Raw genomic sequence first — 14,007 nt, 5'->3', positions numbered from 1 at the left:
ATTCATGGGTGACACAACTGCCTGAAAGGGTGACGGTCCGCCAGGAATCCATTGACCTGCCGGAACCTTTTGAGCAGTTTGCCGCCCGGTTCAGCCATCGGCCCGGGACCGTGGTTTTGTTGTCCGGAACCGACCTGGACTGTTCCCGGTATCATTTTCTGGGCATTGATCCCTGGCTTCAGATTAAAATGATCCATGGACATCTGGAAATCGATTGTGGGGACATTTGCCGGGTGATTGAAGACGATCCGTTTGTCTGTCTGAAATTATTGCTGGAACGATATCATTTCACCCGGAGCGCTTTGGATGCATTGCCTTTTTCAGCCGGACTCATGGGGTATCTGGCCTATGATCTCAAAGATGTGATCGAAGATTTACCCCGCACCTGCGTGGATACGGGGCTGCCGGATATGTATCTGGTTGCGCCGTCCATCATCCTGGTTCAGGACCGGAAAACCGGAAAAACCACCTTGTCCGTGTGTGTGCCCGGGCAAAAAGATGCACAAGACAGTGCCGTCTCCCGGATGTCCATCCAAAAGGTCAAACAGTATCTGCTGGCCCAGCCCAGACCTGAAACGCACGCCAGCCCGTTTAACATGGATGCCGGGGGCTGGGTATCAGGGATTGAAAAAAAACAGTACCTGAAAGCCGTGGCACAAATCATTCAATACCTGCAAGCCGGCGATATTTACCAGGCCAACCTGGCCCAGCGTTTTGAAACAAAGTTTTCGGGCGATCCTTATGCCTTGTTTCTCTCCTTGTTTCAGCGCAATCCCGCCCCGTTTTTTTCTTTTGTTCAGGCCGGAGATCATCAGATCGTTTCCACCTCTCCGGAACGGTTTCTGCTTCAGCAGGAAAACCGTGTGGAGACCCGTCCCATCAAAGGCACCATTGCCCGGGGGACCACCCCGGGCCAGGACAAAGAAAACAGTCGAATTCTGTCTGCCAGTATCAAGGATGACGCGGAACTCACCATGATCGTGGATCTCATGCGCAATGACCTGTCCCGGGTCACGGTGCCGGATTCAGTCAAGGTGAAGGAACACAAACGTCTGGAGCCTTATGACAATGTGTTTCACCTGGTGTCTGTGGTCCAGGGGGAACTTGCGCCCGGTCACACGGGTGTGGATCTGTTGAAAGCGGCGTTTCCAGGCGGTTCCATTACCGGTTGTCCCAAGATCCGGGCCATGGAGATCATTGATGAACTGGAGCCGGTGAAACGCCATGTCTACACCGGATCCATCGGATATATCAGTTTTCACGATACCATGGATCTGTCCATTGCCATCCGGACCGCCACCATCCATGATCATCGACTGTTTTTTTCCGTGGGCGGCGGTATTGTCTATGATTCGGATCCGGAAAAAGAGTTCCAGGAAACCCTGGACAAAGGGAAAACGATCATGAACACCTTGGCCCGGAAAGACCGGACCGGGCAGTCATCCGGTCCAAAAGCCTGGGTCAGCGGCAAACTGGTGGACCAGAATCAGGTGATGGTGCCGGCATCGATTCCCGGATTTCAATACGGGGCCGGGGTGTTTGAAACCATCTGTGTGACCCATGGCCGTCCGGTGCGGCTTGCCGCGCATATTCAGCGCATGAATCATTCCTGGGAAACGCTGTTCAAAACACCCCCCCCGGATATCACCTGGGACCGGGTGGCGGCATATCTGATCAGGGAAAATCTTCTTGACACCCAGGATGCCGCTTTAAAGATCATTCTGGCGTTTCCCGGATTTTCAGCAGCGTTTGTCCGGCCATACCGGCACCGACTGGCGGTTCTGGGTAAAACCGGCCTGGATCTGGTGACCTATCCCTGTCCCAGGCATACGTTTCTGGCCGGTCATAAAACCCTGAACTATCTGTTTTATGACCAGGCAGGGCAATATGCCCGGGAAAACGGCGGTGACGAGGCTTTGATTCTGAATGCCGATCAGACGGTGTCTGAAACCAATACCTGTAATATCCTGGTCCTCCAGGACCGCCGCATCCTTGTCCCGGCCTCTGATCATGTGCTGCCCGGCATCACTTCAGGGGCTGCAATCCGTGCGCTGGAACAGCAAGGATATGCGGTTGAACACAAACCGTTTTTCGTCCGGGACCTGGCGTCCTGTGCCAATGTGGTACTGACCAATGCCCTGATGGGAGCCGTGCCGGTGAATCACGTCAACGGGGTTCCGGTTGTTCAGGAGCCCGGCGTGTGTGACATGATCAATCATGCCCTTGCACAGGCGTTGTGACGGGTTGAAGAATCAATAAACAAAAGCGAGTATTAAGATGAATTTATCTAAGATTAAAGCCGTGGTGTTTGATTGTGACGGGGTGATGTTTGATACGGCCATGGCCAATCGAAAGTTTTATGATCTGATTTTGGATCATTTCAATAAACCGCCTCTGACAGACACCCAGTTTATTCAGGTCCACATGATGACGGTGGCCGATGCCGTATCCTATCTGTTTGCGGAGATGACGGATTTGAAACCCGTGTTTCAGTGTGTCAAACAGATCGGCGCCCATAATTTTATTCCATATATGGAAATAGCGGACGGACTGGCGGCGTTGCTGGCAAACCTGAAATGCCACGGATATATCCGGGCGGTTGCCACCAACCGGACCGATACCATGGAACAGGTGCTCATCCATTATGGGTTGAAAGACCAATTTGATATGGTGGTCACGGCCGCAGACGTGAAAAACCCCAAACCCCATCCAGAAGCGCTTATAAAAATTATGGACCGGTTTTCACTGAATCCGGATCAGATATTGTTCATCGGCGATTCCATGTATGACCAACAGGCGGCCAAAGCAGCGGGCACGGTGTTTGCCGCATTCAGGCAGCCTCAGCTGGAAGCAGACCTGTATGCCAAGGCCATGGCGGACATTGCTTCAGCGTTGGGGGTTGCAGATAAATAAATAAAATTCTTGACAAATTTGCCAATCATCATTAAATCTTACAAGATTTTTAATAAAAATTTTAAATAAATGTTGGCATAACATTTATTTGTTTGGGTTAATATATAATTTTTTAAGGAGAATGCGTTATATGTCTAAATTAGTAGCTCCCCACGGTGGAAAAGGTCTGGTATGCTGCAAGCTCGAAGGCGCTGAAAAAGAAGCGGAACTCAAAAAAGCCCAGGGCCTGAAAAAAGTTGAAATTTCTTCCCAGGTCAAAGGTGATCTGATCATGATGGGTATCGGCGGATTCAGCCCGTTGAACGGCTTCATGACCCAGGCGGACTGGAAAGGCGTATGTGAAAATTTTCTGCTGGCGGACGGGACGTTCTGGCCGGTGCCCGTGATGCTGGATGTGGCCAAGGAAGATGCCGCTGAAATCAAGGAAGGGGATGAAATCGCCCTGGAGAGAAACGGCGAGATCTATGCCACCATGAAGGTGGAAGAAAAATTTGAAATGTCCGAAGACGAGAAAAAATGGGAATGTGAAAAAGTCTATAAAGGGCATGGTGAAGAATCAGCAGACGATGTGTTCTGGAAAATCGCCATGGAAGACCATCCGGGCGTGCAGATGGTTATGGCCAGAAAAGAGTTCTGCCTGGCCGGCCCGGTGAAAGTGCTGTCTGAAGGGGAATTTCCTGAAAAATTCAAAGGCGTTTATCTGACACCGGCGGAAACCCGTGCCATTTTTGATGAAAGAGGCTGGGCCAATGTGGCATCCATGCAGTTGAGAAACCCCATGCACCGGTCCCATGAGCATCTGTGCAAAATCGCTCTGGATGTGTGCGACGGTGTGTTGATTCATTCTTTGATCGGAAACCTCAAACCCGGTGACATCCCGGCCGAAGTCCGGATCAAATGCATTGATACCCTGATCAAAGGCTATTTTGTGCCTGAGAATGTGGTGAATGCCGGATATCCGCTGGACATGAGATACGCCGGTCCCAGAGAGGCCCTGCTTCATGCTACCTTCCGCCAGAACTACGGCGTCAACAAGATGATCATCGGCCGTGACCATGCCGGCGTGGGCGACTTCTACACCCTGTTCGAGGCCCAGGAGATCTTTGACCAGATTCCCCAGCCCGAAGAAGACGGCAAACGCCTGCTGTGCGAACCGCTGAAAATTGACTGGACGTTCTACTGCTACAAATGTGACGGCATGGCTTCCATGAAGACCTGCCCGCATACCAAAGAGGACCGTGTGATCCTGTCCGGTACCAAACTGCGTCATGCCCTGTCCAATAATGAGGAAGTGGTGGACCATTTCGGCCGTGATGAAGTCCTGGTGATTTTGAGAGAATATTATGCCGGGCTGAAAGACAAAGTGGAGGTCAAACTCCAGAGCCATGCCGAAGGCAGCAAAATGTAATCTGATTCAGATTCGTTTCTGAATGATGTAAACAAAGGTTCTGTGCGGGGGATTTCCCGCACAGAACCTTTTTGTTTTTTTTCAAGGCAATGAGCGCGGATGGGGCAGTTGAGGCCACCGCTACCGCCAGGCTAATCCAGGCTGTAGTCCGAACAGGGATTGGCAGGTTGTTGTCCCGGTTTTCCGGACGGGTTGATAAACGCCTCGTTAAAGATGCCCAGCAGTTTGACGGTCTGCTTGGCCATCATGACACAGTTGCCCGATATCGCATAAAACAGAATGCTCAACCTTGTTTTGGAGGAATCGTTCCGGATCCGTTCAATCTGGTTGGCATTGAAATCATCCACCAGTTCCCGAAGAAGGTGGAAATGGTCTACGATATCCCGGCAGTCCACAATCTGTTTTTTGGCCAGGGCTGTTTCCACGGTTGAAAAGATCTGGAGAATCACCTTTTTGATCTCCATGAGCTCTTCCACCTGGACGGGCAAAAGTCCGGTGTGGCGATTGGACACATGCATGGTGCACCGGATCACGGTATCCCGGTATCCATCGGACAGTTTCTGAAGCCGGCGGATGATCTGGTAGTAGTTGTAGGACACCTGATTGTCTGTTTTCTGAAGCAGGCGCAGCACCTTGAAAATGTTGGCCACAATCACATTGGTGCTCAACTGGACCTGTTTGGTCCGTTTTCGTTCCTGGCGCAGGGTGCCGATATCTTCGGTGAACAGGGCATCAAAGGCCCGGTCAAAGGATTCTCTGATGCCTTTGAGCTGCAATGCCAGATGATCGAACGTGTCAGATACGGCTGCCTGAAAATCATCCACTTTTTCAAACTGGAAAATGTTCATCTCTTCCTTGTCTTTGGACTGGTCATCGTGTTTTTTCTTGTTTTTCCAGATCATGAACCCGGCAAACAGCATCAGCCCGGCAATGCCCCAGGCATTGAAAAAATAGATAATGTTGGCAAACAAAAAGGCCACCATAAATGCGATAAATGCCGTCATAAACCAGCCGCCCACTACAGCCAGAACACCGGTGATGCGGAAGACCGCACTTTCCCGTCCCCAGGCCTGATCTGAAAAAGACGATCCCATGGCCACCATGAATGTCACATAGGTGGTGGATAACGGCAGTTTCAAAGACGTGGCAAACGATACCACCGTGCTGGCCACCATGAGATTCACTGAGGCCCGGATCAGATCAAAGGAGGGTTTTTCTCCGGCAGACCCCCCGTGGTGAACCGGTGTGGGCGTGATCCGGGCCGCAACGGCCCGGCGCAGGGGTTCGGGAATGGTCGTGCGCAGGGAACTGAAAATATGATAGAACAACGCCACGATTTTCCGGGACAGCCAGATGGATTCAAACCGTTCCGGTCCTTCATCCTGTTTTCCCAGGCTGATTTCCGTTTCCGTCACGGTGCGGGCTTTTTTGGATACCCACAGGGTGACCACCATGATACTGCCGGCTAAAAGCAGCAGACCGGTCTGGGTCTGGACTGCCTTGCTCAGGGCTTCCATGGTGATGTTCAAGGGATCGGCAGATGCCAGGGCCGTGCTAAACGCTTTCAGGCCGGCCAAAGGCACACCGATGAAGTTCACCAGGTCATTGGCGGCAAACGCCATGGCCAGGGCAAATGTGCCCACCAGAACGATGGGCTTGAGAATGTTGACCTTGAAAATGGACAACAGCATCTGGAGGACGATCACGGAAACGGCAAATATGCCGCCCAGAATGGTCAATGTATGGTGTTGAATCCATATCAGGGTGGGTTCCGTCATAAAGGTGGCCCCTTTGGCCCCTTTGATGAGGATAAAAAAGGTGATGGCCGTCATGGCCACACTTCCCCATACCGCACCATAGCGTTTCAGCCGTTTCTGATAATCAAAGGTGAAGATAAGCCGGGAGATGAACTGGACAATGGCACCGGAGAAAAAGGATATGACAATGGATAAAAGAATACCGCCCACGATGGCCATGGCTTTGGCCGTGTTGATATAATCCCACAGCGCCATGGTGCTGCCGGCGGTGTACAGCAGTTTGATAACCGAGAGGGCCACTGCCGCACCCAGCAGCTCGAATACAATGGAGACCGTGGTGGATGTGGGCAGTCCATAGGTATTAAACAGATCCAGCAGTAAAATATCGGTGATCATGACGGCCAAAAAGATTACCAGAAGTTCGGGCATGGTAAAAAACTGGGGATGAAAGATGCCTTTTCTGGCCACTTCCATCATACCGCCTGAAAACGTTACCCCTGCCAGAATCCCTAAGCTGGCCACCAACATGATGATCACAAAAGGCGCGGCTTTGGAGCCAATGGAAGAGTTCAGAAAATTGACGGCATCATTGCTCACCCCGATCATGAGATCAAAAAATGCAAACAACAGTAAAATACCGATAATGACATAACAAAGTTCAAGGCTCATATGATTTGTCCTGATTTAAATTTTGAAATTCAAGGTTTAAATTTTAAAATCGTGTCATAGACCTGCTTTTTGGACACATGAAATTGCTGTGAAATCTCTTTGGCCAGATCCGCCGTTGATTGCTGTGAAACAGCCATCCGGTCTTGGATTAAAGATTCCAGATCCCGAGATGAGAGCTTTTCCGGCGCTTTTGCCCCGGTCACAAATAACGTGCATTCCCCTTTGGGCGGTATGTGCGGATCCAGACGGGCAATGATACTTGAAAGCGGACCCCGGATAAAGGTTTCATGCAGTTTGGTAATCTCTCTGGCCAGACAGGCCTGCCGGTCGCCCAAAATGGCCATGAGCCTTTCAGCAAGGGGTCGGATGCGCTTTGGGGATTCATAAAAGACCAGAGTGGCCGGCTGATCCGCCAATGCCTGGATGGCCTGTTCCTGGTGGGAGACTTTTCTGGGCAGAAATCCGGCAAACAGAAACCGGTCCGTGGGCAAACCGGCCACGCTGAGCCCGGCCGCAACGGCACAGCATCCGGGAATCGGTACAACGGGAATATCATGGGGTAACACTGCAGACACCAGACGGTATCCGGGATCGGAGATGCAGGGTGTGCCGGCATCCGTGATCAAAGCAATATTTTTTTTTTGCTGTAACAGCAAAATGAGTTTTTCCGCAACCCGGGCTTCGTTGTGCTCATGGCAGGAGATCACCGGTGTGGTGATGTTGTAATGGGAAAGCAGCTTTCTGGAATGCCGGGTGTCTTCGGCAGCAATCAATGCGGCTTCCTTTAAAATTCTGACTGCCCGAAATGTCATATCCTCCAGATTTCCCAAAGGCGTGGCCACCACAAACAGGGTGCCGCTGGTATCCGGCGTGTTATCCAATATGGAATGCATGGGGGATATGGTTGATGCGGGTTTGGGCGGGTTCAAAAAAAATTTCCATCACATCGAATCGAATGTGACGCCACGCGGTCGAAGGCTGGGTTTTCAAAAACTGCCGGGCTGCCTGAATGATTTTGTGCTGCTTGGCAGCATGTACCGCTTCTTTTGGCAGTCCTTTTTTTAAACTGGTACGGGCTTTTACTTCCACAAACACCAGGCAGTCCTGGGTGGCGGCAATGATATCGATTTCAGCAAACCGGGTGGTATAATTGGTTTCCACAATGGTGTATCCGGATTCGATCAAATGTCTGACCGCCTCCTGTTCTCCGGATCGGCCCAGTTGCTTTCGATATTGGGTCATGCCTGCAAGACTCCTTTAAAGGTTTTGCGGTGAACCGGGCAGGGACCGTGGATTTGAATGGCCTGTTTGTGTGCGGCTGTGGGATATCCCTTGTGCCGGATAAAAAGGTACTCAGGAAAAGTCTGGTGAAGGGTGGCCATGATCCGGTCCCGGGTCACTTTGGCAATGATGGACGCCGCCGCAATGGAGATACTTTTGCTGTCTCCCCTGACCACTGCCTGCTGGGAAATATCCATGGCCAGAGGAAATTTGCCGTCCACCAGCAGATAATCCGGGGGAGTGTCCAGATTGGCAACGGCCCGCTTCATGGAAGCCAGTGCTGCCGCCAGGATATTGGTGGCATCGATTTCTTTGTGGTCGCATAATCCCACGCCAACCGCCACGGCATGGGACATGATTATCGGGAAAAACCGGCATCGCTTTTTTTCCGACAGTTTTTTGGAATCCGTAATGCCCGGGCAGGAGAAATCCGCAGGAAGGATGACGGCCGCAGACACGACAGGGCCGGCAAGGGGTCCCCTGCCGGCCTCGTCAATACCTGCAATCCGTTGAAATCCTTTTTGCCGGATCGTCTGTTCGATCTGCCACATGAAACCGGCATTATGCAAAGCGTTTTTCTTTGATCCTGGCCGCTTTTCCCCGCAGATTGCGCAGGTAATACAGTTTTGAACGGCGGACCCGCCCTTTGGTCACCACTTCGATTTGATCGATGATCGGGGAATGCAGCGGAAAAATACGCTCCACGCCGATGCCGTTGGAAATCTTTCTCACGGTGAACCGGGCACCGGCCATTCCGTTGGTCTTTTTGATCACCACACCCTGGAACATCTGGATCCGTTCTTTGTCCCCTTCCCTGATTTTCACATGCACCTTGATGGTATCTCCTGAATCGAATTTCGGAATATCCAGGCGCATCTGTTCTTTTTCCAATTTTTCTATTACGTTGCTCATGTTTCCTCCTGGTTGCTGTCTGATATCTTAAAAATCAGCCGTTCATCAGTCTGTCTAAGTAAATGGATGCTGCTGATCGGACCGACAGGTGGTTGTAATCCCCCGGACCTGTGATGGGGTCCAGCTGCATGTCGCATTGGTTTATCAGTTCATCCGCCAATCCCCATGCAGTCCCGAAAATCAGCAAACATGGGGTATCTGACCGCTGTTTCTGTTTCAAGGCATGGGGTGAAATCGTTTTTTGGTTCATCCGGGCGCTGGTGGCAATGGTGACCACCGGCCGGTTGTGTTCCGCCTGAATCTGCTGGACGGCCGCTTCAAATGTGTCTGCCACCCGGATCAGTTCCAGGGCTTGTTTCCGGGAAGGGTTCAACCGGGATCCTGCCCCCTGGGTCCAGTGCCGGATCACTTCATGGGCCAGGTCTGCCTGGTCCTGAAAAGGGGTGATCACATACACCCTTTTGACGCCAAAGGTCATGGATGCCCTGGCAATATCATGCATATCGATGGTGGTCAAGGCGGATCCAATGGTTTTGTTTTTTTTGTTCACCACCGGATAATGGACCAGGGCAATATACAGGTTGTCCATAGAACAGTTTCCATGACAGGTTAATGGGGATAAAGCAATGCTTCCAGATCGTTGTGCCATTGCATAAGCAACGCCTTTTCCTCCGGATCCGGTGGATGAGCTGCCAGAAGATCCGGCCGCCGGACAAATGTCCGGGCCAAAGATGACCGGGTCCGCCACTTCTGAATCCGTCCATGGTCCCCGGACAGGAGTACATCAGGCACCGGGTCTCCCATGAATTGCTCCGGCCGGGTATACTGGGCGTGTTCCAGTCGGTGGTCCATGAAAGAATCCGATATAAAGGACCCTTCTTTTCCCAGAACCCCGGGGATCAACCGGGAGACGGCATCCATGACCACCATGCTGGCCAGTTCTCCGCCGGTCATGACATAATCTCCCACCGAAATCTCTTTGTCCACAAACCGGGTGATGATCCGTTCATCAATCCCCTCGTACCGGCCGCATACAAAAATCAGGGCCGTGTCACTGTCTGCCATTTCCAGGGCCGCCTGCTGGTGGAACGGTTCTCCCTGGGGCGTCATGAGCACCACCTGGGCATCAGGTGCTTGTTTTTTTGCCAGCGCAATGGCATCTGCCAAGGGTTCGGGTTTCATGATCATGCCGAATCCGCCGCCATAGGGTCGGTCATCCACGGTGTGATGCCGGTCCGTGGCAAAATCCCGGATCTGGATGGTCCTGCCGGTGATCAGCTCCTGGCGGATGGCCCGGCCGATCATGCCGTGATCAAAAAACGCCTGCACCAGCTCCGGAAACAAAGTTAACACCGTAAAGTCCATCACAGGCCTGTATCATATCCTTCCGGCAACCGGGTGACCACCCGGGCGTTTTCAATGTCCACTGACATGACAAACTGCCGGTGCATGGGAATCAGCAGTTCCCGGTCCTTGTTTTTCACCACCAGAATATCATGGGCTCCGGTGGAAAAAATAGTGTCAATGGTCCCTAAATCACCGGATACCTCATCGGTCACGGTCAGACCGTACAGATCCTCCCAGTACCAGGCGTTTTCTTCCGGTTCCGGCAGCCGGCTGCGCGGTACCAGAATCTGTTTTCCCATCAGCGCATCTGCCATGTCCCGGTCTTTAATTCCGGCCAGCCGCATGAGCAGTCCTTTTTTATAAGAAACGCAATGATCAATCACAAACGGCTGCGCATCCGCCCGGGTTCCTGATGACACAAACACCCGGCTTCCCGGGGCAAAAAGATCCGGTGCCTGGGCAAATGACCGGACCTTGATATTGCCTTCCAGCCCATGGGCGCCGGTAATTTCGCCCATGACCAGCAGCGAAAGAAAACCGGTGTCTGAAGAGACTTTTCCAGTCACGGAGCCGCCATTATTCAATGATTTCCAGAACGGTTCTTTTTTTCATTTTGGTGGATGCCGCACTTAAAATGGTTCGCATGGCCCGGGCCGATCTGCCTTGTTTTCCGATCACCTTTCCCAGATCCTCTTTGGCGACTTTAAGTTCCAGAACCGATGTCTGATCTCCGACAACCTCTGAAACATGGACCTGGTCGGGGTCATCCACCAGTGCTTTGGCAATGTATTCAATCAGCTCTTTCATGTGTCCATCTCCTTGCTGCGTCAAAGGGGTAAGCATCCGGATGTGTCAATAAAGAACAGGTTCAGGCCGTTGCAGCCGGTTCGGGCGCGGCCGCCTGTTTTTTCAAAAGGCTCGTCACCGTGGTGGAGGGAGTGGCACCCTGGTCCAGCCAGTACTGGATCCGGTCCTGCTTGAGCACGATGTCGGCCGGTTCGGTCATGGGGTTGTAAGTTCCTAAAGTTTCCAGAAACCGGCCGTCTCTGGGGGCTTCAATGTCTGCGGCCACGATTCTGTAAAACGGTTTTTTCTTGGTACCCTTGCGGGTCAATCTGATTCTAACGGACATAAGTTGTTTTCTCCTTAAAACGGCAGCATGTTTTTCAATGAGCGCATGCCGCCTTTATTGAACTTCTTGATCATTTTCATGGACTGGGTGTAGCTTTTCAACAGCTTGTTGACATCCTGAACCGTGGTCCCGGAGCCAAAGGCGATCCGTTTTTTCCGGGAGGCCTTGATAATGGCATATTTTTCCCTTTCTTCCGGAGTCATGGAATTGATGATGGCTTCGATTTTCACAAATTCCTTTTCATCAATATTCAACCCTTTGAGCTGTTTTTTGTTCATTCCCGGCAACATGCCTAAAATGTCCTTGACCGATCCCATTTTCCGGACGGTTTTCATCTGGTCTCTGAAATCTTCCAGGGTAAAGGCGTTCTGCCGCAGTTTTTTTTCAAGGGTTTTGGCTTCCTTTTCATCCACGGCCTCCTGGGCCCGCTCGATAAAAGAAAGGGTGTCTCCCATCCCTAAAATTTTAGAGGCCATCCGGTCCGGGTGAAACGGTTCCAGGCCGGTGAATTTTTCTCCCACACCGATGAATTTCAGCGGTTTGCCGGTCACGGCCTTGATGGACAATGCCGCTCCGCCTCTGGCATCTCCATCCATTTTGGTCAGAACCACCCCGGTGAGGTCCAGGCGCTGGTCAAAGGAGCCGGCAATATTCACGGCATCCTGACCGGTCATGGCATCGGCCACCAGAAGTATTTCCGATGGACTCACCCCTTTTTTCAGGGTTTCCAGTTCCGCCATCAGGGTGTCATCCATGTGCAGACGTCCGGCCGTGTCATACACCAGGGTGTCGCAGCCCTGTTCTCTGGCCGCTATCTGGGCGTCCTGGCAGATCTTGAGCGGTTTCATGTCCGGGGTGCTGTCAAACACGGGCAGATCCAGCTGGGTCCCGATTTTTTTCAGCTGGTCAATGGCTGCCGGCCGGTACACATCCACGGGTACCAGAAACGGGGTTCTTCCCTGCTTGCGCAGATAAAGACCCAGCTTGCCGGCAGTCGTGGTTTTACCCGACCCCTGAAGTCCCACCAGCATAATGGACCCGGAAGAACCCGTGCCCAGATCCAGGGCTTGGTGTTTTGATCCCATCATCCGGGTGAACTCGTCATACACGATCTTGATGACCTGCTGACCCGGTGTCAGACTTTCCATGACCTCCTGGCCAAGTGCCCGGGTCTTTATATCTGAAATGACATTTTTTGCAACCTTATAATTGACATCCGCCTCAAGAAGTGCCATTCTTACCTGTTTGAGACCTTCTTCAATATTCTTCTCATTCAGGGTGCCGTGGCCTTTCAGCTTCTTAAAGACCGAATCAAGCCTGTCACTCAAATTTTCAAACATAAAAAGACCTTCATCCCAATATCAAATCAAATCATTGAATTTAGTCCATAAACCGTGATATGTCAAGGAAATAATCCAGTTGGATCCACAGGAATAAGAATGGAAAATTTATTGAACTATACCCGGGAAGATCTTTCCCGATGGCTTGAAAAAAAAGGGGTCCGGCCGTTTCGATCCGGTCAGATTTTCAAATGGCTGTACCTGAAACTGGTGGATGATTTTGACCAGATGACCGATCTGGGCAAAGATCTGAGGGCCCTGCTGGCCGATCATTTTTATTTTGACTGCCTGACTCTGGCGGACACACAGGTGTCTGCGGACACCACGGAAAAATATCTGTTTCAGCTGACGGACGGGGCCCATATCGAATCCGTGCTTATACCGGAAAAAGATCATTTTACCCTGTGTGTGTCCTCCCAGGTGGGATGTGCCATGAACTGCCGGTTCTGTCTGACGGCCAAAGGGGGATGGAAAAGAAACCTGACCGCCGGGGAGATCATTGCCCAGGTCCGGACCGTGCGGATGTTTCTTGCACACAGAAACATGGATCCCCAGAAACTGTCCAATGTCGTGTTCATGGGCATGGGTGAACCCCTGGCCAATTATGATCAGGTGATCCAGGCCATTGCCGTGATCACGGATACGGATTTCGGATTGAAATTTTCCCCGAGGCGGGTCACGGTGTCCACCTGCGGCCTGGTGCCTGAAATCCTGGAGCTGGGAAAGGCGTGCGCCGTGAATCTGGCGGTTTCCCTCAATGCCACGGATGATGAAACCCGGTCCTGGCTGATGCCGGTCAACAACACCTATCCCATGACACGGCTTTTAACCGCGTGTCAACAGTTCACCATGAAGCCCAGAAACAAGATCACCTTTGAATATATCCTGATCAAAGGCGTGAACGATTCGCCGGCCCATGCCGGTCAACTGGTCCGGCTTTTGTTCCCGGTGCGGGCCAAGGTCAATCTCATTGCATTCAACCCGCATCCGGGAACCCGTTTGAAAGCACCGGATCCGGAAACCGTTAAAACATTTTTGCAGTTACTGCTGGATAAAAATATGACCGCCATTGTAAGGAAAAGCAAAGGAGCCGATATTCTGGCCGCCTGTGGACAGCTCCAGGCACAGCAAAAGAATAAAGGGATTGAAATCGACTAAAAAAGCCTTATTTTAATCCATTGGGTTGACATTTATGTTAAATCCCTTAAAAAAAATTATCTCAAACCCGTAAATATGAATGGAAAAAAT

15 protein-coding genes are annotated in these 14,007 nt (G+C 51.6%); 4 read left to right on the top strand and 11 right to left on the bottom strand.

What is annotated here, in order from left to right; translation table 11 throughout:
- Window positions 1-8: 8 nt before the first annotated feature.
- From pabB to sat, 3 genes are all read left to right on the top strand, one after another.
- Window positions 9-2,240, top strand: coding sequence for an aminodeoxychorismate synthase component I (gene pabB, locus K365_RS0116915; RefSeq protein WP_245569201.1), 2,232 nt, complete (start codon window positions 9-11; stop codon window positions 2,238-2,240).
- Window positions 2,241-2,277: 37 nt separating this feature from the next.
- Entirely contained in the window at window positions 2,278-2,913 is a 636-nt protein-coding gene (locus K365_RS0116910; protein ID WP_024335538.1) for an HAD family hydrolase, read from the top strand.
- A gap of 130 nt (window positions 2,914-3,043) precedes the next feature.
- Window positions 3,044-4,321, top strand: a complete 1,278-nt coding sequence (gene sat / locus K365_RS0116905; protein WP_024335537.1) for a sulfate adenylyltransferase — start codon at window positions 3,044-3,046, stop codon at window positions 4,319-4,321.
- A 131-nt stretch (window positions 4,322-4,452) separates the two neighbouring features.
- Here the strand turns inward: sat and K365_RS0116900 are convergent, their stop codons facing one another.
- From K365_RS0116900 to ffh, 11 genes are all read right to left on the bottom strand, one after another.
- Window positions 4,453-6,747: an inorganic phosphate transporter gene (locus K365_RS0116900; RefSeq protein ID WP_024335536.1), complete on the bottom strand. Its 2,295-nt coding sequence runs from the start codon at window positions 6,745-6,747 to the stop codon at window positions 4,453-4,455.
- Between the two features lie 29 nt (window positions 6,748-6,776).
- Window positions 6,777-7,676 (bottom strand): 16S rRNA (cytidine(1402)-2'-O)-methyltransferase, encoded by a 900-nt coding sequence (gene rsmI, locus K365_RS0116895; RefSeq protein WP_245569200.1) that lies wholly within the window; start codon window positions 7,674-7,676, stop codon window positions 6,777-6,779.
- Entirely contained in the window at window positions 7,621-7,989 is a 369-nt protein-coding gene (locus K365_RS0116890; RefSeq protein WP_006967188.1) for a YraN family protein, read from the bottom strand. The genes rsmI and K365_RS0116890 overlap by 56 nt, the downstream gene beginning before the upstream one ends.
- On the bottom strand, window positions 7,986-8,597 hold the full coding sequence (rnhB, locus tag K365_RS0116885) for a ribonuclease HII (RefSeq protein ID WP_034625079.1): 612 nt from the start codon (window positions 8,595-8,597) through the stop codon (window positions 7,986-7,988). The genes K365_RS0116890 and rnhB overlap by 4 nt, the downstream gene beginning before the upstream one ends.
- Window positions 8,590-8,940: a 50S ribosomal protein L19 gene (gene rplS / locus K365_RS0116880; RefSeq protein ID WP_006967190.1), complete on the bottom strand. Its 351-nt coding sequence runs from the start codon at window positions 8,938-8,940 to the stop codon at window positions 8,590-8,592. Before rplS ends, rnhB begins: the two co-directional genes overlap by 8 nt.
- Before the next feature lie 34 nt (window positions 8,941-8,974).
- A complete protein-coding gene (locus K365_RS0116875; protein ID WP_006967193.1) occupies window positions 8,975-9,529 on the bottom strand; it encodes an RNA methyltransferase in 555 nt (184 codons plus the stop codon).
- A 20-nt stretch (window positions 9,530-9,549) separates the two neighbouring features.
- Window positions 9,550-10,305, bottom strand: a complete 756-nt coding sequence (gene trmD, locus K365_RS0116870; protein ID WP_024335533.1) for a tRNA (guanosine(37)-N1)-methyltransferase TrmD — start codon at window positions 10,303-10,305, stop codon at window positions 9,550-9,552.
- Window positions 10,305-10,853 (bottom strand): ribosome maturation factor RimM, encoded by a 549-nt coding sequence (rimM, locus tag K365_RS0116865; protein ID WP_245569199.1) that lies wholly within the window; start codon window positions 10,851-10,853, stop codon window positions 10,305-10,307. Before rimM ends, trmD begins: the two co-directional genes overlap by 1 nt.
- 10 nt (window positions 10,854-10,863) lie before the next feature.
- Window positions 10,864-11,094 carry a KH domain-containing protein gene (locus K365_RS0116860; protein WP_006967201.1) on the bottom strand — a complete coding sequence of 77 codons (231 nt, stop codon included), beginning with the start codon at window positions 11,092-11,094 and terminating at the stop codon, window positions 10,864-10,866.
- Window positions 11,095-11,155: 61 nt separating this feature from the next.
- The gene (rpsP, locus tag K365_RS0116855; protein ID WP_024335531.1) at window positions 11,156-11,419 is read right to left on the bottom strand and encodes a 30S ribosomal protein S16; all 264 of its coding nucleotides are present in this window, start codon (window positions 11,417-11,419) and stop codon (window positions 11,156-11,158) included.
- Between the two features lie 14 nt (window positions 11,420-11,433).
- The gene (ffh, locus tag K365_RS0116850; RefSeq protein ID WP_006967205.1) at window positions 11,434-12,759 is read right to left on the bottom strand and encodes a signal recognition particle protein; all 1,326 of its coding nucleotides are present in this window, start codon (window positions 12,757-12,759) and stop codon (window positions 11,434-11,436) included.
- Between the two features lie 99 nt (window positions 12,760-12,858).
- Here ffh and rlmN point away from each other — a divergent pair, with 99 nt between their 5' ends.
- Complete coding sequence (gene rlmN, locus K365_RS0116845) at window positions 12,859-13,917, top strand: dual-specificity RNA methyltransferase RlmN (protein ID WP_024335530.1); 1,059 nt, start codon at window positions 12,859-12,861, stop codon at window positions 13,915-13,917.
- The last annotated feature ends 90 nt before the right edge of the window (window positions 13,918-14,007 follow it).

The sequence above is a fragment of the Desulfotignum balticum DSM 7044 genome, from assembly GCF_000421285.1.
GTDB lineage: Bacteria > Desulfobacterota > Desulfobacteria > Desulfobacterales > Desulfobacteraceae > Desulfotignum > Desulfotignum balticum.
The sequence above is the reverse complement of the archived record's forward strand: the minus strand, read 5'-3'. Positions and strand labels throughout refer to the sequence as shown.

Excerpts from the sequence above, each read along its gene's own strand:
- K365_RS0116875 (WP_006967193.1), bottom strand. The coding sequence starts at position 9,529 with ATGGACAACCTGTATATTGCCCTGGTCCATTATCCGGTGGTGAACAAA.
- K365_RS0116900 (WP_024335536.1), bottom strand. The coding sequence starts at position 6,747 with ATGAGCCTTGAACTTTGTTATGTCATTATCGGTATTTTACTGTTGTTT.
- sat (WP_024335537.1), top strand. The coding sequence starts at position 3,044 with ATGTCTAAATTAGTAGCTCCCCACGGTGGAAAAGGTCTGGTATGCTGC.
- ffh (WP_006967205.1), bottom strand. The coding sequence starts at position 12,759 with ATGTTTGAAAATTTGAGTGACAGGCTTGATTCGGTCTTTAAGAAGCTG.
- rlmN (WP_024335530.1), top strand. The coding sequence starts at position 12,859 with ATGGAAAATTTATTGAACTATACCCGGGAAGATCTTTCCCGATGGCTT.
- K365_RS0116890 (WP_006967188.1), bottom strand. The coding sequence starts at position 7,989 with ATGACCCAATATCGAAAGCAACTGGGCCGATCCGGAGAACAGGAGGCG.
- trmD (WP_024335533.1), bottom strand. The coding sequence starts at position 10,305 with ATGGACTTTACGGTGTTAACTTTGTTTCCGGAGCTGGTGCAGGCGTTT.
- K365_RS0116910 (WP_024335538.1), top strand. The coding sequence starts at position 2,278 with ATGAATTTATCTAAGATTAAAGCCGTGGTGTTTGATTGTGACGGGGTG.
- rplS (WP_006967190.1), bottom strand. The coding sequence starts at position 8,940 with ATGAGCAACGTAATAGAAAAATTGGAAAAAGAACAGATGCGCCTGGAT.
- rpsP (WP_024335531.1), bottom strand. The coding sequence starts at position 11,419 with ATGTCCGTTAGAATCAGATTGACCCGCAAGGGTACCAAGAAAAAACCG.
- K365_RS0116860 (WP_006967201.1), bottom strand. The coding sequence starts at position 11,094 with ATGAAAGAGCTGATTGAATACATTGCCAAAGCACTGGTGGATGACCCC.